Raw genomic sequence first — 17,783 nt, 5'->3', positions numbered from 1 at the left:
CATGCCCTAACTCCCACCCACGATGGTTGCCGTGGAACTCCCACCCACCCACCCCTTGACCCCTTCGGGTCCGGACCCGGCTACCGCCGGGCAGGCGGCCGCCGTGGTCGTCTGCGGCACAAGGAGCGAACCATCACCGGCAATCACCCTCCATAGTCGTATGTGGGGTTTGCCCGGCCGCTGCCGGTGTCTGGACTGAACGGAGGGAGCGCCAGCGACCGGAGAGAGGGAAGACACCGGCTGCGGAGCGGCCGGGCCGGCCCGCCGGAGGCGGGCCCAATGTCACAGTCAGCGGGTCAGATGAGCCGCAAGGTAGCGGCGGATCAGCGCCTTACACTCGGCGATCAGCTCGAGGTCGCCTTCGGGGTGTACTCGGAAGGCGAGTTTGAGTACCGCGTCGGCGGCCTCCACCGCGACCACGAAGGCGCGGGCCAGGTCGTCACCGGCGGGTGCGCCGAGGTCGACAACGAGGGCGCGGAGGCGGTCGGCCACCACGACGTTGTTCTCCAGGGCGGCGTCCAGCATGCGCTGGGTGCCGGGCAGCGCGGGACCGCCGGGGGCGGCCAGGATCTCGCCGAAGTCCATCACCCCGAAACCGGGCGTGGTTCGCTTCATCCGGACGAACTCATCCACGCTCAGGTCGACCGCGTCGGTCCAGTCGCCGAGGGTGACCGCGCTCAGCCGGGTGGCCATCCGCCCGAGGAAGGCGTCCAGGTTCCGCATGGCGAGCGCGCGGACGAGACCTTGCTTGTCGGGGAAGAACTGGTAGAAGGTGCCGATGGGGACCTCGGCCCGCCGGGCCACCTCCTTGGTGGTGAGCGCCTCGTACCCGACCTCGTCCAGAAGAAGGGCGCACTCGTCGAGCATGCGTTCGACGCGCTCCACGCTGCGGCGCTGGGCGGGGCGACGCCGGAGCGTCCCCGCGGCGGCGTTTGTCATTGAACCATTCTCTCCCTGTTGGATTGCTGCCGGGTTAACATGAGTTGCACTCACGTTCAGGAGGGCCCATGTTCCTGTGGGGTACGGCCACCGCGGCGTACCAGATCGAAGGCGCCGTGGCCGAGGACGGCCGGGGCCCCTCCATCTGGGACACCTTCGCCCACCAGCCCGGCAAGATCCGCGACGGGCATACCGGGGACACTGCCTGCGATCATTACCATCGGTGGCCCGAGGATGTCGAACTGATGGCGGCGGCCGGGCTCAACGCCTACCGGTTCTCGGTGGCGTGGTCCCGGGTGCTGCCCGCGGGGCGGGGGCAGGTCAACGCCAAGGGGCTGGACTTCTACGACCGCCTGGTGGACGCGCTCCGCGCCAGGGACATCGCCCCTGTGCTGACGCTTTACCACTGGGACCTGCCGCAGGCCCTGGAGGACGAAGGCGGCTGGATGAACCGCGATATCTCCGGATATTTCGCAGACTATGCGGGGATCGTGGCAGAACGGCTGTCCGATCGGGTCGAGTGGTGGATCACGCTCAATGAACCTTTCGTCCACCTGGTGTACGGCTACGCCCTCGGCACCCACGCCCCCGGCCGCACCCTCTTCCTGGACGCCCTCCCGGTGGCCCACCACCAGTTGCTCGGCCACGGCCTGGCCGTACAGTCGCTACGCGCGGCCGGCGCGGAACAGGTGATGATCACCAACAACTGCACCCCGGTCTGGCCGGCCACCGACTCCCCCGCCGACCTGGCCGCCGCCGACGCCTACGACACCCTCCACAACCGCCTCTTCACCGACCCCATCCTGATCGGCAAATATCCGGACATGTCGGCGTTCGGGACCCTGGACGCCGTCCAGGACGGCGACCTGGCCACCATCGCCCAGCCCCTCGACGGCCTGGGCATCAACTACTACAACCCCACCCGGATCGCCGCCCCCACCACCGACCTGCTCCCCTTCGACGACGCCGGCATCACCGGCTACCCCACCACCGCCTTCGGCTGGCCGGTGGTCCCAGACGGCCTGCGCGAACTCCTGGTCACCCTCAAGTCCCGGTACGGCCCCGCCCTCCCCCCGGTCCACATCACCGAGAACGGCTGCTCCCACGACGGCCTGGACGACCGGTTCCGCATCGACTACCTCGACGGCCACCTGGCGGCCCTCGCCCAGGCCCAGGCCGAAGGCGTCGACGTACGCGGCTACTTCGCCTGGTCGCTACTGGACAACTTCGAATGGGCCGAGGGCTACCACCAGCGTTTCGGCCTGGTGCACGTGGACTTCGCCACCCAGGCCCGCACCCCCAAGGCGTCCTACCACTGGCTCAGGCAGCACCTGTCACAACACTGAAACGTGTACGTGGTCGTAGTGGTTGGCCGTATTGCTCCCCCGGTTGGCCATCATCTTCGGCGCCGCCCCGGTTCGGATGTCGTAGTACCGCTGCTGCCAGATGATGTACATGATCCCCAGCCGCCGCCCGTTGGCCACGCACCACGCGGCCAGCGCGTCCCCCCGTGCCTTGGCCGTGGCATCGGGCATGCGCCCGCCGGTGGACATCATGAAGTCGCAGGCCCGGCCCTTGCCGTGCTCGCCGGGGTCACCCGACCGGAAGCAGCCCACGCCGAACGGCATCGGGAAGTTCCGCATGATCTGGTCGCGCACGCTCACCATGCGCGAGGTCAGCCCGGTCCCGGCGTCCGGTGTCTGGAACCCGAACTTGGCCAGCAGTTTCTCCACCTCGCGCTGCTTGCTCTGGAGCTCTTTGATCTCCTTCTTGAGCTGGTCGATGCGCTTGTCGGCAGCCGCCGCCGCCTTCTTCGACTGGTCGACCAGCCGCCCGACGCTGGCCAGCCGCTCGGTCTTCTCGCTGGACAGGTAGGCCAGGGTGGCCACCGAGTTGAGGTCGGACTTGGCGCTGAACACCTGCACGCCGTCCATCCCGCCGCCCATGTACGCGGTCTGCGCCATCTCGGCCACCTTGCGCTGGGCGACGACCAACTCGGTCTTGAGCCTCTTGACCCGCGCGTCGGCCCGCTCGGCGGCTTTGCGGGTGTCGTCCAGGGTGGCGATCTCCCCCCGGTACGCCTTGGACAGGTCGGCCGCCTGCTGGGTGAGCTTGCGCAACTGGGCGGTTCTGTCCGGTTCCGCGACGTGCGCGGTGGACGCGGTAGCGGAGACGGTGAGCACCCCGAGCACGCTCGCGGCCACGGCCGAGCCCCACCAGCGTCGCACCCATCCTCCACTCATAACCGGACCGAAACTATAGAAGATGATCTTGTACGCTGCCACCGGAACAGGGGAACTCGTGCGGCTTTGATGAGGTATCTGCCATTTTGACGGAGAAATGGAGACATACCGGGACGCCCACCGCAGGAGAGGAACCGCCAGGCCCCGGTCCGACCGGGGTTGCCAAGGATTACCGAACATGATTCGGTCTCAGATGACGGGACGTAGCGAGTACTCGTTCAAGAGCGCGGAGGCACGCCAATGCTTCAGCACGACACGCTGTTCATCGGGGGCGACTGGGTAGCCCCCGCGGGCACCGGCATCATCGAGGTCGTCTCGCCGCACACCGAGGAGGTGGTGGCCCGGGTGCCCGAGGGCGGCCCGGCGGACATGGATCGCGCCGTGGCCGCGGCGAGGGCGGCCTTCGACCGGGGACCGTGGCCGCGGCTGAGCATGGCGGAGCGCGCCGCCGTGGTGGGCAGGCTGGCCGAGATCTACGCCGCCCGGCAGGCCGAGATCGCCGAGATCATCACCCTGGAGATGGGCTCCCCGATCACCTTCTCCCAGCTCGCCCAGGCCCCGCAGCCGCTCGGCATGCTCCAGTACTTCGCCCAGCTGGGCCAGACCTTCGAGGTGGAGGACCAGCGCCCGGGCCTGTTCGGCCCGGTCACCGTACGGCGGGAGCCGGTCGGCGTGGTCGCCGCCATCGTGCCGTGGAACGTCCCGCAGTTCGTGATCATGACCAAGCTGGCCCCCGCCCTGATCGCCGGCTGCACCGTGGTGATCAAGCCCGCGCCGGAGACCCCGCTGGACGGCTACCTGCTGGGCGAGATGATCAAGGAGGCCGGGCTGCCCGAGGGCGTGGTCAGCATCGTGGCCGCCGGTCGCGAGACCGGGGAGCACCTGGTCTCCCACCCCGGCGTGGACAAGGTGGCCTTCACCGGCTCCACCGCCGCCGGCCGCCGGATCGGCGCCATCTGCGGCGAGCAGCTCAAGCGGTGCAGCCTGGAGCTGGGCGGCAAGTCCGCCGCGATCATCCTGGACGACTGCGACCTCCCCTCGGCGATGGGCTTCCTGTCCATCGCCTCACTGCTCAACAGCGGCCAGGCGTGCGTCGCGCAGACCCGCGTCCTGGCCTCCCGGAGCCGGTACGACGAGGTGGTCCAGGCCGTGGCCGAGATGGTCACCGCCCAGCCGGTGGGCGACCCCGCCGACCCCGCCACCGGAATCGGCCCGATGGTGGCCAAACGCCAGCAGGACCGCGTCGAGGGCTATATCCGCATCGGCCTGGACGAGGGCGCCAAGGCGGTCGTCGGCGGCCTGGACCGCCCGTACGACCGCGGCTGGTACGTGGCCCCCACGGTCTTCGCGGGCGCCACCAACGACATGCGCATCGCCCGCGAGGAGATCTTCGGCCCGGTGCTCACCGTCATCCCGTACGAGGACGAGGCCGACGCCATCAGGATCGCCAACGACAGCGACTACGGCCTGTCCGGCTCGGTCTGGACGGCCGACACCGACCACGGCATGGACGTGGCCCGCCAGGTCCGCACCGGCACCTACGGCGTCAACATGATGAACACCATGGAACCGGCCACCCCGTTCGGCGGCTACAAGGCCAGCGGCCTCGGCCGGGAACTCGGCCCGGAGGGCCTGGCGGCGTACCTGGAGTACAAGAGCATCGCCCGCCTGGGCTGAAACCGTTTCCGGCCCGGTACAGGTGCTCCCGTACCGGGCCGGAAGGTCGCCCAGCGCGCCCCCGCGACGCTGGGCCCCGCCTCCCGCAAGACGGGGCACGAACTCCTCAGGGAGACCGGAGAAATCCGTACTCCTGTGGTAGACGCCGGCAATCACGGTTTGGTTCGCGCCAACCAGTCACCAATTCGGTGGATCAGGTCCGGCGTGGCGGCCGTCTCGGCGTGACCGTAACCCCGCTCGACCCAGAGCTCCTTGGGTTCGGCCGCCGCCGCGTACAGCTGGGTGGCGTGCTCCAGCGGGAAGAAGGCGTCGGCGTCGCCGTGCACCACCAGCAGCCGGGCCGGGGAGATCAGCGCCGCGGCCTGGTAGGGCGCCAGCGGGATCGGGTCCCACCGCCCGGCGGCGATCCGGGTGCGCCTGGCCAGCCGGGCCGCCAGCCGTCCGGCGGGGTGCTCGATGGCCCAGTGCACCTGGCGCATCGGCCGGGTGCCCCGGTAGTACCAGCGGGCGGGGCCGCTCACCGCCGCCACCGCCTCGACGCCGCCGCACAGCGCCGCCTGCCGTACCGCGACGGCCGCCCCCATGGAGAACCCCACGGTGACCACCCGCCGGTAGCCGGCCCGGGCGAACCGTACGGCCGCGTCCAGGTCGAGCACCTCCAGGTCGCCGACGGTGGACTCGCCCGTGGAGCGCCCGTGGCCGCGGAAGTCGATGGCCAGCACCCCGCCGTACCTGGCCAGCACCTGGGCGATGCGCCGGGTGGGCACGGACCGCCAGGATCCCGTGAAGCCGTGCGCGAGCACGATGCCCAGTTCGCCGGAGACGCCCGGGATGTGTCCGGCGTCGATGCGGACGCCGTCCTCGGTGCGCAGCATGGCGCCGTAGACAGGTGCGAAGGCCATGATCCCAGCGTACGGGGGTGAACTTTTCGGGCGCGGCGCGTGAAACATGCCGGTTTGCGGGCGCGGGGCACACCGACGTAACAGGGATCGCCTAAAATGAGATGGCCGCACTCTCGCGGCACACGCGTCTCGCCACCCAGCAGGGACGCCGGCGACAGCCCCGACGAACCAGAGCGAGACTTCATCATGCCTTTGCAGAGCCGCGACGACCTGCGGAACATCGCGATCATCGCGCACGTCGACCATGGCAAGACCACGCTGGTGGACGCCATGCTCTGGCAGTCCGGGGCGTTCCGCGCCAACCAGGATGTCGACGAGCGTGTCATGGACAGCAACGACCTCGAGCGCGAGAAGGGCATCACCATTCTCGCCAAGAACACCGCCGTCCGGCACGGCGGGCGCACCCTCAACATCATCGACACGCCCGGCCACGCCGACTTCGGCGGCGAGGTCGAGCGCGGCCTGTCCATGGTGGACGGCGTGGTCCTGCTGGTGGACGCCTCCGAGGGCCCGCTGCCGCAGACCCGGTTCGTGCTCCGCAAGGCGTTCGCCGCCAAGCTGCCGGTGATCCTCTGCATCAACAAGGTGGACCGTCCGGACGCCCGGATCAAGGAGGTCGTGGACGAGGTCTACGAGCTCTTCATGGACCTGGACGCCACCGAGGACCAGATCGACTTCCCGATCGTGTACGCCTCCGCCAAGGCGGGCCGGGCCTCGCTGAACCGCCCCGACGACGGCGGCATGCCCGACTCCGACGACCTCGAACCGCTCTTCGAGACCATCTACAAGACCATCCCGGCCCCCACCTTCGACCCGGACGCCCCGCTCCAGGCGCACGTCACCAACCTGGACGCCTCCAGCTACCTGGGCCGCATCGCGCTCTGCCGGGTGCACCACGGCGTCATCAAGAAGGGCCAGCAGGTGGCCTGGTGCCGCACCGACGGGAGCATCCAGCGGGTCAAGATCAGCGAGTTGCTGATGACCGAGGCGCTGGAGCGCAAGCCCGCCGACGAGGCCGGGCCCGGCGACATCATCGCCATCTCCGGCATCCCGGACATCATGATCGGCGAGACGCTGGCCGACCCCGACGACCCGCGCCCGCTGCCGCTGATCACCGTGGACGAGCCGGCCATCTCGATGACCATCGGCACCAACACCTCGCCGCTGGTCGGCCGGGTCAAGGGTGCCAAGGTCACCGCGCGCATGGTCAAGGACCGGCTGGACCGCGAGCTGGTCGGCAACGTCTCGCTCCGCATCCTGCCCACCGAGCGGCCGGACGCCTGGGAGGTGCAGGGCCGGGGCGAGCTGGCGCTGGCCATCCTGGTCGAGCAGATGCGCCGGGAGGGCTACGAGCTGACCGTCGGCAAGCCGCAGGTGGTCACCAAGGAGATCAACGGCAAGCTGCACGAGCCCGTCGAGCGCCTGACCGTGGACTGCCCGGAGGAGTATCTGGGCGCCGTCACCCAGCTGCTCGCGGTGCGCAAGGGCCGCATGGAGCACATGACCAACCACGGCACCGGCTGGATCCGGATGGAGTTCGTGGTCCCCGCCCGGGGCCTGATCGGCTTCCGCACCGAGTTCCTCACCGAGACCCGGGGCACCGGTCTGGTGCACCACGTCTTCGACTCCTACGAGCCCTGGTTCGGCGAGCTCCGCACCCGGAACAACGGCTCGCTGGTGGCCGACCGGAGCGGCCCGGTGACCGCGTTCGCGATGACCAACCTGCAGGAGCGCGGCGTGCTGTTCGTCTCCCCCACCACCGAGGTGTACGAGGGCATGATCGTCGGGGAGAACTCCCGCTCCGACGACATGGATGTGAACATCACCAAGGAGAAGAAGCTCACCAACATGCGCTCGTCCACCGCGGACGTGACCGAGACGCTGGTCCCGCCCCGGCAGCTCTCGCTGGAGCAGGCGCTGGAGTTCATCCGGGACGACGAGTGCGTGGAGATCACGCCGGAGAACATCCGGATCCGCAAGGTGGTCCTGGACGCAGCCACCCGCGCCCGCACCGCAGCCCGAGCCAAGCGCGCGAACTAGATCCTGATCGAAACGCCCGTTCCCATCCGGGAGCGGGCGTTTTGTCGTGCAGAAAGTTGGAACCCTTGGCGGCCGTGACCGTCGTGCCGCGCGAACCGTTGCGGGGCCGGTGTGCGACAGAGAGGAGGCATCACCGGTAATCCGAGAAGAGAGCAGCAAATGAACCAACGTGTCACCACCCTGGCGATGGCGGCCACAGTCGGCCTCGGTCTGGCCGTCGCCGTGGTCTCCTCCTCGACCGCCGACGCGGCCCAGAAGCACTCGATCAAGACGGTGATCCGGAACGTGCAGGGCGCGCAGACGGGTGAGCTGACCCTCAAGCGGGCGGCGTCCGGCAAGGTCAGGGTCACCGTGACGATGCGCGGGCTGACCCCGGGCTGGCACGGCTTCCACGTCCACGCCGTCGGCAAGTGCGACCCGAAGGCGATCGACCCCGCCTCCGGCACCCCGTTCTTCAGCGCGGGCCCCCACTACGACTCGGACGCCCGCGACCACGCCAACCACAGCGGGGACTTCCCGCCGCTGCTGGCCGCCGCCAACGGCATCGCCAGCGCGACCTTCGAGACCGACAGGTTCCGGTTGGCGCAGCTCACCGACGCCGACGGCAGCGCGGTCATCGTGCACGCCGGACCGGACAACCTCGCGAACATCCCGCCGCGCTACCACGGCCCGGACGCGGACACCCTCAAGGCGGGGGACTCGGGGGTCCGGATCGCCTGCGGGGTCATCAGCGCGGCCAAGGCTCACAAGTAGGGCCCAAGCCAGTTGCAACTTGGCTGCCGCACTCTTCATACAGAGGAAGGGGGCTTCCCGATGAGAATCGTCAGTGGAAGTTTCTACGCGGCGCTGATCTGCGCTTGGGCGATCATCGCCCTGCTCGCGGTGCTGTACCAGTTCGTCCAGCACTGAGCGGGCTAGCGGCTGCCGTATTGGGGGCGTCAGCCGTACCGGTATGAATCAGCTCAGACGTATTCTGAGCCAGTCCACCAGAGGGGTCAGGGTCCGCCACGCCTCGCGGACCCGCCCGAGGACCTCGGGGGTGTGGATCCACGGCTCCGGCTCGAACCGGACGCCGGCGTACAGGGATTTGTGGCGGAGCAGGTCCAGCCGGGGGTGGCCCTCGGGGGTCCCCCGCGGCCGGGTCTTCAGCCGCTCTCCCTCGATGGCGAAGTCCCCGCGCAACTCCTCGACGATCTTCTCCAGCTCGGCCCCGGCCGCCTGGTCGTCCACCGCGTCCCGGTACCGCGCGGTCAGCTCGCCGGGCGCCCACCAGCCGCCCGCCACGTACAGGCCCTCGGCGTCCAGCTGCACGTAGTACCCGATCCCGTCGAGCACCTGGAAGTACGCCCCCTGATGCGTCTTGTACGGGGTCTTGTCCTTGGCGAACCGCACGTCACGGTACGGCCGGAACAGCACCGGACTGCCGAACTCCGGCGCCAGCTCGTCCAGCAACGCGAGCATCGGCGCCTTCACCATGGTCTCGTAGACCGGCTTGTTGGCCGTCCAGTACGTCTTGGAGTTGTCCGCCTCCAGGCCCTCATAGAACATCAGAGCCTCGTCGGGGAACCCATCGAATGCCATTCCCTCAGATTGGCACACCCGCCCGGCCGCGCCGGTGTCTGGACTGACGGAGCGCCGGGAGCGCAGCGACCAGAGCGGAGGAGGGAAGACACCGGCTGCGAAGCGGCCGGGCCGCCGTGCCGGAGGCGCGGCCAATTTCAAGGTCATTCTTTCGGAGCCGGTTTCGCTTTCTTGTCGAAGTACTCCCGGCCGGGGTCCATCTCCCCGAACAGCTCCGAGACGGTCACGTAGGTGAACCCCTTGCCGTCCAGGGCGTCCAGCAGCTTGGGCACCGCGTCGATGGTGGTGCGGTGGATGTCGTGCATCAGGACCACGTCCCCGGGCTCGGCCATGGCCGCCCGCCTGGCCACCAGGTCGGCGTTGCGGTCCCGCCAGTCCAGAGTGTCCAGACCCCAGAGGATCTGGGCCAGGCCCTCCCGCTTGGTGGCCGCCGCCACCCGCTGGTCGGTCGCCCCGTACGGCGGGCGCATGACGGTCATCTTCACCCCCGTGTACCGCTGCACCACCTGCTGGGTGCTTTCCAGCTGCATCCTGAGGCTGTCGGCGGAGATGCCCGTGAGGTTGGGATGGTCCCAGGAGTGGTTGCCCAGCTCGTGGCCTTCCTCCACCATGCGCCGGAGCAGCCCTGAGGTCTGGTCGCTCACCATCTGGCCGACCACGAAGAAGGTGGCCTTGGCCTGGTGGGCGGCCAGCGTGTCCAGCACCTCGGCGGTGGCGTCCATCGGACCGTCGTCGAAGGTGAGCGCTACGCACTTGAGTTTCACGCAGTCCAGTAGACGCGGCAGCGGCGCCCTGGGGAAGGGTGAGATCGGCCAGCCGGGCTGGTTTCCGGTCAGCTGGCGGGCGAGGATATCGGGGTCCACCATCATCGGCGGGGCCGGCGGGGGCTGTGGCGAGGGCCTGCCCGCCGGAGCCCGCTGCGCCATGGGCGTGACGGGAGCAGCACAGCCGGTAACCACCAGAAGCAGCGCGAGACCCACCCGCATTCCGTCCCCCCGAGTCAGACGGGGGTCAGGGATAGTCCTCGGCCACGTCCCCCCGTAAGACCTTGGCCAGGTCCTCCCACCAGGGCGGCACGTCGGCCCGTAACTCGGCATACCGTCGGGCCACCCGGATGGCGCATCCAACCGGATCCGTACCCAGATGGCGCCGTTTCACCGCTCCCTCTTGCCAGCGAAAGAAGCCGTCCCGGAAACAGACCACCAGACCGATCCAGACCGAAAGCGTAGCGTCGTCACCGATCTCGTACGCATCCTCCACACCGAGGTTGGCCAGCTCGACCCGGAGTTTCTCCACCGCCGCACGCGACTCACTCACGTAACTCCCTCATCGGCCACCCCCAAGAAGCGACACGCACAGCAAGGGGTGTACCCATCCCCGGGCACCCCCTCGCATGTTCATGGGGTAATCATGAGACTCCACCCCGTGATCTCGCAACGTTATCGCTCTTTCCGTGTACGGCGTGCTTTCGTGCCCTTTGTAAAGTATTGGAGGTTTCTTTCCTGGGGGGTTGGTGTGACAGCGGTGGCGCTCGCGACGGCGTGTGCCGTGATCTTCGGCACGGCGGACTTTTTCGGCGGTCTGGCCACCCGGCGTTCCCGGGTGCTGGCCGTGGTGGTCTGCTCGCAACTGGGCGGCCTCGTCCTGGTCCTGCTGGCCATGCCCTTCCTGCCAGGTGCGGCGAGCCCGGCGTCCCTGCTCTGGGGCATGGCCGCCGGAGTGGCCGGCGGCGCGGGCATCGTGCTCTTCTACCGGGGCCTGGCGACGGGCAAGATGTCGGTGGTCGCCCCGATCACCGCCACCACCGCGATGGCCGTACCGGTGCTGTTCGGGCTGCTGATGGGCGAGCGCCCGTCCCCGGCCGCCCTGGCCGGGGTGGCGCTGGGCCTGCTCGCGGTCACCCTGGTCAGCCGCGAGCCGGGCGGCGGCGGAGGGCTGAGCCTGGGCCCGGTGCTCAACGCGCTGGCCTCCGGAGCCGGGTTCGGCGGCTTCTTCATCCTGCTCAAGCTGGCCCCGGCCGACGCCGGGCTCTGGCCGCTGCTGGGGGCCAGGATCGCCTCGATCGGCCTGGTGGCGGCGCTGGCCTTCGCCACCAGGCGGAGCCTGCGGCCGGCGGCGGGCTCCTTGCGGGTGACCATCACGGCCGGGGTGCTGGACATGGCGGCCAACATCCTGTTCCTGCTGGCCGCCCAGCGCGGCATGTTGATCCTGGTCACCGTGCTGGTCTCGCTCTACCCGGCGAGCACGCTGCTGCTGGCCAGGTACGTGCTCGGCGAACGGCTGAGCATGACGCAGATTGCAGGGGTTGGTTGCGCTCTCGGGGCAATTGCACTTATTGCCGCTTCCTGACGGATTGTCAGTTGCCATAGAAGCTTGTTACGTTCGTCCACGTGCAGGCCGCTTCACTCCCAGGGCCGTTCGCCCACGTCGCGGTCGCGTACGGGGCGCCCGAGGAGTACCCGAAAGCGGTCCTGCCCCTGGTCCTGGACGGTCTGCGCCGCGGCGAGCACACGGTCGTCATCGGCGGCGCGGCCTGCCTTGAGCTGCTGGAGGGCACGCTCGGCGCCGACTTCGCCCGGCTGGAGACCAGGCTGAACACGGACTGGTTCCACCACCCGGCCCGGGCGCTGGCCGCCTACCTCGAGCTCACCCGGCGGGACACGCCCGTCCTGGTGATCGCCGAGCCGGTCCGGGGCGAGGCCGGGCACGCCGCCGAATGGGCCAGGATCGAAGCGATCATGAATGTGGCCTTCGCCGGGATCACCGGCACGGCGGCCTGCGTGTACCGGGAGCCCGACGCGGACACCCTCCGCACCCATCCGCTCCTGCTGGACGGGGATCGGACCGTTCCGAACCCCGGCTACATATCCCCCGAGCTGATGGACTGGAACGAACCACCCTTCGACGAGCCGCCGGCGCAGGCCGCCTCGATGGAGTTCGACCTGCCCGGAGTGCGCCGGTTGCGGGAGTTCGTGAAGAGCCAGGCGTACGCGGCCGGCATGGAGCGGAACCTGGTGGCCTCGCTGGTGCTGGCCGCCGCCGAGATCGCGGCGAACGCGGTGGAGCACGGCTCCGGGTACGGGCGGGTGGCGGTCTGGCGGGCGGGCGGGAACCTGGTCTGCGAAATCACCAATCCGGACGGCGGAATGGGGGTGCCGTTCCCCGGCTACATCCCCCCGGAGCACGAGTCACCACGGGGTTACGGTCTCTGGATCAGCCGCCAGCTCTGCGATCGCATGGAGGTCCGGAGCGCGGACGGCATCTCACGGGTCCGCCTCCACATGAATCTCTAGGCCGCCACGGGTTGTTCCGGCACCCGGACTACGCCCTCCTCCTTGGCGTACTCCTCCAGCATGCCGCGCAGCTGGCGCCGGCCCCGGTGCAGCCGGGACATCACGGTGCCGATCGGGGTGCCCATCCGGTCGGCGATCTCCTTGTACGCGAAGCCCTCCACGTCGGCCAGGTAGACGGCGACCCGGAAGTCCTCGGGAAGCGAGCGGAGCGCGTTCATCACGACGTTGTCGGGCAGTGACTCCAGCGCCTCGGTCTCGGCCGACTTCAGGCCGGAGGAGGTGTGCGACTCGGCGGCGGCCAGCTGCCAGTCCTCGATCTCCTCGGCCGCCGACAGCTTCGGCGAGCGCTGCTTCTTCCGGTAGTCGTTGATGAAGTTGTTGGTCAGGATCCGGTGCAGCCACGCCTTGAGGTTGGTGCCCTCGCGGAACTGGTGGTAGGACGTGAACGCCTTGGTGACCGTCTCCTGTACCAGGTCCTCGGCATCGGCCGGGTTGCGGGTGAGTCGCATGGCGGACGCGTAGAGCTGGCTGGTCACCGGCACGACGTCGCGCTCGAACCAGGCCTGACGCTGCTCGTCGGTCATCGCGATCATCTCATCCCCCCTGCGAACTCTTTCCCCCGTTACCCCTCTACCACGGGACCATGCGACCGTTTTTCCGGGCCCCCGTCTGGTCCCGGGTGTCATCGTGGCAGCCCTCCCGTAAGCGGGGCGTTAGCCGGAGTCCGCCCGTCCAGCGTGGTCTCGTCACACGTAGTCCGGACAAGTCTCAATAGCATAACACTCTTGCCTCGATCCGGATGAAACTGTGGCATAAGCCACTCATTACAGTTAGCGCCATGGAGCATACGAACCGGCACGATCCCGCAACGCGGGCTTGGGTCTCCGAAGCCATCCGGGCCGTGGAGGCCGACGCCAACCGCAGCTGCGACACCCACCTGCATGTCTTTCCCCTCCCCGCGCACTGGGGTGTGGACCTCTACCTGAAAGACGAGTCGGTACACCCAACCGGTTCACTCAAGCACCGCCTGGCCCGCTCCCTCTTCCTGTACGGCCTGGCCAACGGCTGGATCGGCCCCGCCACCACGATCATCGAGGCGTCCAGCGGCTCCACGGCGGTCAGCGAGGCGTACTTCGCCCGGCTGCTCGGCCTGCCCTTCATCGCGGTCATCCCGGCCACCACCTCCCCGGAGAAGAGGGACATCATTGAGTTCTACGGCGGAAAGTGCCACCTGGTTGACGATCCCGGAAAGATTTACGAAGAATCCGCCCGGCTGGCCGCCGAGACCGGCGGTCACTACATGGACCAGTTCACCTACGCCGAGCGGGCCACCGACTGGCGGGGCAACAACAACATCGCGGAGAGCATCTTCGACCAGCTGGCCCTGGAACGGCACCCGGAACCCGCCTGGATCGTGATCGGCGCCGGCACCGGCGGCACCTCCGCCACCATCGGCCGCTACCTCCGCTACCGCCGCCACCAGACCCGGCTCTGCGTGGCCGACCCGGAGGGCTCGGCGTTCTACCCGTCCTGGGTCTCCGGCCGGGACGGCACCGCCGTCGGCTCCCGGATCGAGGGCATCGGCCGCCCCCGGGTCGAGCCGTCCTTCCTGCCCACCGTGATCGACCGCATGACCCGGGTGCCCGACGCGCTGTCCATCGCCGCCATGCGGTGGACCCGCGAGGTCACCCACCGGGACGTGGGCGGCTCCACCGGCACCAACATGGCCGCGGCCGTGGCCATCATCCAGGAGATGCGGGCGGCCGGGGAACAGGGCAGCGTGGTCACCATCATCTGCGACGGCGGCGAACGCTACCGGCACACCTACGGCGACGACGCCTGGCTCACCGAACACGACCTGGACATCCAGCCCCACCTAACCGAACTCCGGGCGTTCCTCACGAGCTGAGCGCGTTCCTGACGTCCTCGTCGCCGGGGTCCAGCTCGGCCGCCCGCGTCAGGTCCACCCGGGCCCGCTCGGCCTCCCCGAGCGCCCGCAGCGCCATCGCCCGGTTGAAACGCAGCGCCGCGTCGTCGCCCAGCTCGATGGCCCGGGTCAGGTCGGCCACCGCCCCCCGCGGGTCGCCCAGCGCGAAGGCCAGCTCCCCCCGGCTGGCCCAGGCCGCGGCCAGCTCCGGATCGTGAATGAGCGCCGCGTCGTACGCCTTCCGGGCCGCCGCCGGCTCCCCCGTGGCCGCCTCCGCCTGACCCAGCGCGCAGAGCAGGTACGCGTTGCGCGGCTGGAGCGCGAGACCCCGGCGCGCGTCGGCCTTGGCCCGCTCGTACGCCCCCGTCGCCACCAGCAGCCCGGCCCGGTTGGCGTAGGCGTCCACGAACTCCGGGTCCAGCTCGATCGCGTAGTCCAGATCGGCCAGCGCCCCCTCGTGGTCGCCCAGCGCGAACCGCACCTCGGCCCGGTTGTAGTACGCCTCGGGGAACGGCGGCCCCACCCGCATCGCGGTCTCGTAGTCGGCCACCGCCTCGTCCGGGCGGCCCAGCCGGTAGAGCAGGTTGCCCCGGTCGATGTAGTAGTCGGGGTAGCCGGGATCGGCCTCGATCACCGTGTTCAGGTCGGTCAGCGCCGCCGCCGGATCGCCGAGCGCGGCCCTCAGCTGGGCCCGGTTGGCGCGCAGCACCAGCCGGTGGATCGGGTGCTCGTCCGGCGCCAGGTCGCGGTCGGCCAGCTCGATGGCCTCCTCCACCAGGCGCAGCGCGGCCTCCGGGCGCCGCCGCCTGGTCTCGATGAGCGCCTTGCCGTTCAGGTCGAAGCCCAGGTGGAAGGCGCGCTGCCGCCGGTCGGGGAGCAGCCGGGTGATGGTCACCGCCTCGTTGATCCAGGACCTGGCCTCGTCCAGGTCCCGCCGCTCCGGGTCGTGGTGCCGGGTGAGGATCATCGCGGTGGCGTACGCGGCGGTGGCCCGGTTGACGGGCTCGGTACTCTCCCGGCGGGCCAGGTCGTACAGGTCTCTGGCCTCGTCCTCGCGGTCGATCGCGGCCAGCGCGCCCGCCGTCCGCTGGATCAGCGCCCACCAGGGCGGCGAGTCCACCACCGCCCGGTCCAGCGCCCACCGGCCCGCCTCGGCCGCCGCGTGGTGGAAGCCCTGCTCGACATAGCTCCGCACCAGCTCCACGGTGGGTTCCGGCCAGCTGTACGCCCCGGACTCCACCACCCCGGCGAGGACCTCCACCTGACCCGGCGGTTCGAGATCGGCCGCGCAGGCCACCACGGTCAGCCTGGCCGGGTCGATCCGGCGGAGCAGCACGCCGACGAACTCGCGGTCGGTGTGGTCGGCCTCGTGCAGGTTCTCCACCACCAGCGCGGCAGGTCCGGTGACGTGGTCGCGGACGAATTCGGTCATCCCGTTGGCCAGCCGGAGCGTGCGCCGCGCCCCGGGCACCAGGATGCGCTGCTCGGGCGGCACCCGGTCGGCCAGGCTCGTCCGCCGCGCGGGCACCAGCCCGCCGAGCCCCGCCGCCCGCAGCTCGACGTCGTGCGCCGCCACCAGCTCCGCCCGCGCCCGCGGTACGAGCGCACCCAGCAACAACCGGGCCACCGTGTACGGCCCGGCCGAGCGGTGCGCGTCGATCGGCGGCACCAGCAGGGGCGGCAGGTCCCGTACCTCGTGCCAGCGGCTGCCCCGGACCCAGAGATGTCCGGGCTTCCTGACGTCCTTCCTGGCGTGGACGGCGCCCGTGAGGGCCGGAGCCCCCGGGCTCCGGCCCTCCTCATCGATCAAGGCAGATGCTTGGCGCTGGCGCCGCCGGTGAGCTTGACCGTTCCAGGCTTGTGCACGATGACCTTCTTCATGAAAGGCACCTCCCCACTAGGCTTTCAAGACCCGCCAATGTCAACATGCCACCGTTCAAATAACAATACTTTGGCCGGTAACAGACATTTCCCGATAAATGCAGGTAATTGGCTATTCAGTCACCCAAAAGCGCGTCCACGAAGACATCGGCGTCGAATGGCGCAAGATCATCGGGGCCCTCGCCCAGCCCGGCCAGCTTGACCGGAACACCCAGCTCCCGCTGGACCGAGATCACGATGCCGCCCTTGGCCGTGCCGTCCAGCTTGGTCAGCGCGATGCCGGTGATGTTCACCACCTCGGCGAACACCTGCGCCTGCCGCATGCCGTTCTGGCCGGTGGTGGCGTCCAGCACCAGCAGCACCTCGTCCACCTGGGCCCGCTTCTCGATCACCCGCTTGACCTTGCCCAGCTCGTCCATCAGGCCGGTCTTGGTGTGCAGCCGCCCGGCGGTGTCCACGATCACCACATCGGCCTTCTCGGTCAGGCCCTTGGCCACCGCGTCGAACGCCACCGACGCGGGGTCGCCGCCCTCGGGCCCGCGCACCACGGTCGCGCCCACCCGGTCACCCCAGGTCTGCAACTGGTCGGCGGCGGCGGCCCGGAAGGTGTCGGCCGCGCCCAGCACCACCGACTTGCCGTCCCCGACCAGCGATCGGGCCAGCTTGCCCGTGGTGGTGGTCTTGCCGGTGCCGTTCACGCCGACGATCAGCAGCACCGCCGGCCGGTCCCCCGGGACGTCGGTGTGCAGCGTGCGGTCCAGGCCGGGGTTGATCTGGGCCAGCAGTTGCTCCTTGAGCAGGCCGCGCATCTCATCGGGGGTGCGGGTGCCCAGCACCTTGACCTTGGTCCGCAGCTCTTCCACGATCGCCCGGGTGGGGCCCACCCCGACGTCGGCGGTGATCAGTTTCTCCTCGACCTCGTCCCAGACCTCGTCGTCCAGCCGGTCCCGGGAGAGCAGGTCGAGCAGGCCCCGGCCCAGGGTGGTCTGCGAGCGGGCCAGCCGCGCGCGGAGCCGTACCATCCGGCCGGCGGACGGCGGCGGGACCTCGAGCTCCGGTGGTTTGACCAGCTCCTCGACCGGCGCGGCCGGGGGGGCCAGGGTGGCGACGCCACCGCCCTCCTGCTCCTCCTCCGGAGCGCCCGCCAGCGGCTCGGCCGGGGGCGGTGGGGGTAGCTGCCGGCCCTTCGTCGGGCGAAACAGGAGAAACAGACCTCCCGACGCCAGCAGGGCAGCCAGGACCACGATCAGGACTATGCCGAGGTAACCATCCACAGCTAGTCAGTTTTCCAGAAACCTCC

16 protein-coding genes are annotated in these 17,783 nt (G+C 69.8%); 7 read left to right on the top strand and 9 right to left on the bottom strand.

What is annotated here, in order from left to right:
• Nucleotides 1-288: 288 nt before the first annotated feature.
• Nucleotides 289-939: a TetR/AcrR family transcriptional regulator gene (locus KIP79_RS30700; protein ID WP_214108433.1), complete on the bottom strand. Its 651-nt coding sequence runs from the start codon at nucleotides 937-939 to the stop codon at nucleotides 289-291.
• 68 nt (nucleotides 940-1,007) lie between these two features.
• Here KIP79_RS30700 and KIP79_RS30695 point away from each other — a divergent pair, with 68 nt between their 5' ends.
• Nucleotides 1,008-2,285 (top strand): GH1 family beta-glucosidase, encoded by a 1,278-nt coding sequence (locus tag KIP79_RS30695; protein WP_214108432.1) that lies wholly within the window; start codon nucleotides 1,008-1,010, stop codon nucleotides 2,283-2,285.
• Here KIP79_RS30695 and KIP79_RS30690 read toward each other — a convergent pair.
• The gene (locus tag KIP79_RS30690; RefSeq protein ID WP_214108431.1) at nucleotides 2,274-3,167 is read right to left on the bottom strand and encodes a VldE C-terminal domain-containing protein; all 894 of its coding nucleotides are present in this window, start codon (nucleotides 3,165-3,167) and stop codon (nucleotides 2,274-2,276) included. The genes KIP79_RS30695 and KIP79_RS30690 overlap by 12 nt on opposite strands.
• 255 nt (nucleotides 3,168-3,422) lie before the next feature.
• Here KIP79_RS30690 and KIP79_RS30685 point away from each other — a divergent pair, with 255 nt between their 5' ends.
• Complete coding sequence (locus KIP79_RS30685) at nucleotides 3,423-4,859, top strand: aldehyde dehydrogenase (RefSeq protein ID WP_214108430.1); 1,437 nt, start codon at nucleotides 3,423-3,425, stop codon at nucleotides 4,857-4,859.
• 152 nt (nucleotides 4,860-5,011) lie between these two features.
• On the opposite strand, the gene KIP79_RS30680 is transcribed toward KIP79_RS30685, so the two are convergent.
• A complete protein-coding gene (locus KIP79_RS30680; RefSeq protein ID WP_250214092.1) occupies nucleotides 5,012-5,761 on the bottom strand; it encodes an alpha/beta hydrolase in 750 nt (249 codons plus the stop codon).
• A gap of 186 nt (nucleotides 5,762-5,947) precedes the next feature.
• Here KIP79_RS30680 and typA point away from each other — a divergent pair, with 186 nt between their 5' ends.
• A complete protein-coding gene (typA, locus tag KIP79_RS30675) occupies nucleotides 5,948-7,801 on the top strand; it encodes a translational GTPase TypA (RefSeq protein ID WP_214108429.1) in 1,854 nt (617 codons plus the stop codon).
• 159 nt (nucleotides 7,802-7,960) lie between these two features.
• Nucleotides 7,961-8,554 carry a superoxide dismutase family protein gene (locus KIP79_RS30670; RefSeq protein WP_214108428.1) on the top strand — a complete coding sequence of 198 codons (594 nt, stop codon included), beginning with the start codon at nucleotides 7,961-7,963 and terminating at the stop codon, nucleotides 8,552-8,554.
• A gap of 204 nt (nucleotides 8,555-8,758) precedes the next feature.
• Here the strand turns inward: KIP79_RS30670 and KIP79_RS30665 are convergent, their stop codons facing one another.
• The 3 genes from KIP79_RS30665 to KIP79_RS30655 form a co-directional block, all read right to left on the bottom strand.
• Nucleotides 8,759-9,382, bottom strand: coding sequence for a DUF2461 domain-containing protein (locus tag KIP79_RS30665; RefSeq protein WP_214108427.1), 624 nt, complete (start codon nucleotides 9,380-9,382; stop codon nucleotides 8,759-8,761).
• A 143-nt stretch (nucleotides 9,383-9,525) separates the two neighbouring features.
• The gene (locus KIP79_RS30660) at nucleotides 9,526-10,308 is read right to left on the bottom strand and encodes a polysaccharide deacetylase family protein (protein WP_250214091.1); all 783 of its coding nucleotides are present in this window, start codon (nucleotides 10,306-10,308) and stop codon (nucleotides 9,526-9,528) included.
• A gap of 85 nt (nucleotides 10,309-10,393) precedes the next feature.
• Nucleotides 10,394-10,699, bottom strand: coding sequence for a hypothetical protein (locus KIP79_RS30655; RefSeq protein WP_214108425.1), 306 nt, complete (start codon nucleotides 10,697-10,699; stop codon nucleotides 10,394-10,396).
• A gap of 198 nt (nucleotides 10,700-10,897) precedes the next feature.
• On the opposite strand from KIP79_RS30655, the gene KIP79_RS30650 reads away from it, so the two are divergent.
• Nucleotides 10,898-11,731 (top strand): DMT family transporter, encoded by an 834-nt coding sequence (locus KIP79_RS30650; RefSeq protein WP_214108424.1) that lies wholly within the window; start codon nucleotides 10,898-10,900, stop codon nucleotides 11,729-11,731.
• A gap of 41 nt (nucleotides 11,732-11,772) precedes the next feature.
• Entirely contained in the window at nucleotides 11,773-12,675 is a 903-nt protein-coding gene (locus tag KIP79_RS49030; RefSeq protein ID WP_214108423.1) for an anti-sigma factor RsbA family regulatory protein, read from the top strand.
• Here KIP79_RS49030 and KIP79_RS30640 read toward each other — a convergent pair.
• The gene (locus KIP79_RS30640; RefSeq protein WP_214108422.1) at nucleotides 12,672-13,268 is read right to left on the bottom strand and encodes a sigma-70 family RNA polymerase sigma factor; all 597 of its coding nucleotides are present in this window, start codon (nucleotides 13,266-13,268) and stop codon (nucleotides 12,672-12,674) included. The genes KIP79_RS49030 and KIP79_RS30640 overlap by 4 nt on opposite strands.
• A gap of 245 nt (nucleotides 13,269-13,513) precedes the next feature.
• Here KIP79_RS30640 and KIP79_RS30635 point away from each other — a divergent pair, with 245 nt between their 5' ends.
• The gene (locus KIP79_RS30635) at nucleotides 13,514-14,584 is read left to right on the top strand and encodes a PLP-dependent cysteine synthase family protein (protein WP_214108421.1); all 1,071 of its coding nucleotides are present in this window, start codon (nucleotides 13,514-13,516) and stop codon (nucleotides 14,582-14,584) included.
• Here KIP79_RS30635 and KIP79_RS30630 read toward each other — a convergent pair.
• Nucleotides 14,574-16,412 (bottom strand): tetratricopeptide repeat protein, encoded by a 1,839-nt coding sequence (locus KIP79_RS30630; protein WP_250214089.1) that lies wholly within the window; start codon nucleotides 16,410-16,412, stop codon nucleotides 14,574-14,576. The two genes, KIP79_RS30635 and KIP79_RS30630, sit on opposite strands and share 11 nt — an antisense overlap.
• Before the next feature lie 187 nt (nucleotides 16,413-16,599).
• Entirely contained in the window at nucleotides 16,600-17,757 is a 1,158-nt protein-coding gene (gene ftsY / locus KIP79_RS30625; protein WP_214108420.1) for a signal recognition particle-docking protein FtsY, read from the bottom strand.
• Nucleotides 17,758-17,783 lie beyond the last annotated feature (26 nt).

Source organism: Acrocarpospora catenulata (genome assembly GCF_018476525.1).
GTDB classification, from domain to species: Bacteria; Actinomycetota; Actinomycetes; order Streptosporangiales; family Streptosporangiaceae; genus Acrocarpospora; species Acrocarpospora catenulata.
The sequence above is the reverse complement of the archived record's forward strand: the minus strand, read 5'-3'. Positions and strand labels throughout refer to the sequence as shown.

Coding starts and splice junctions, on each gene's coding strand:
- KIP79_RS30700 (WP_214108433.1), bottom strand. CDS start 939: ATGACAAACGCCGCCGCGGGGACGCTCCGGCGTCGCCCCGCCCAGCGC.
- KIP79_RS30695 (WP_214108432.1), top strand. CDS start 1,008: ATGTTCCTGTGGGGTACGGCCACCGCGGCGTACCAGATCGAAGGCGCC.
- KIP79_RS30685 (WP_214108430.1), top strand. CDS start 3,423: ATGCTTCAGCACGACACGCTGTTCATCGGGGGCGACTGGGTAGCCCCC.
- KIP79_RS30680 (WP_250214092.1), bottom strand. CDS start 5,761: ATGGCCTTCGCACCTGTCTACGGCGCCATGCTGCGCACCGAGGACGGC.
- typA (WP_214108429.1), top strand. CDS start 5,948: ATGCCTTTGCAGAGCCGCGACGACCTGCGGAACATCGCGATCATCGCG.
- KIP79_RS30670 (WP_214108428.1), top strand. CDS start 7,961: ATGAACCAACGTGTCACCACCCTGGCGATGGCGGCCACAGTCGGCCTC.
- KIP79_RS30665 (WP_214108427.1), bottom strand. CDS start 9,382: ATGGCATTCGATGGGTTCCCCGACGAGGCTCTGATGTTCTATGAGGGC.
- KIP79_RS30660 (WP_250214091.1), bottom strand. CDS start 10,308: ATGGCGCAGCGGGCTCCGGCGGGCAGGCCCTCGCCACAGCCCCCGCCG.
- KIP79_RS30640 (WP_214108422.1), bottom strand. CDS start 13,268: ATGATCGCGATGACCGACGAGCAGCGTCAGGCCTGGTTCGAGCGCGAC.
- KIP79_RS30635 (WP_214108421.1), top strand. CDS start 13,514: ATGGAGCATACGAACCGGCACGATCCCGCAACGCGGGCTTGGGTCTCC.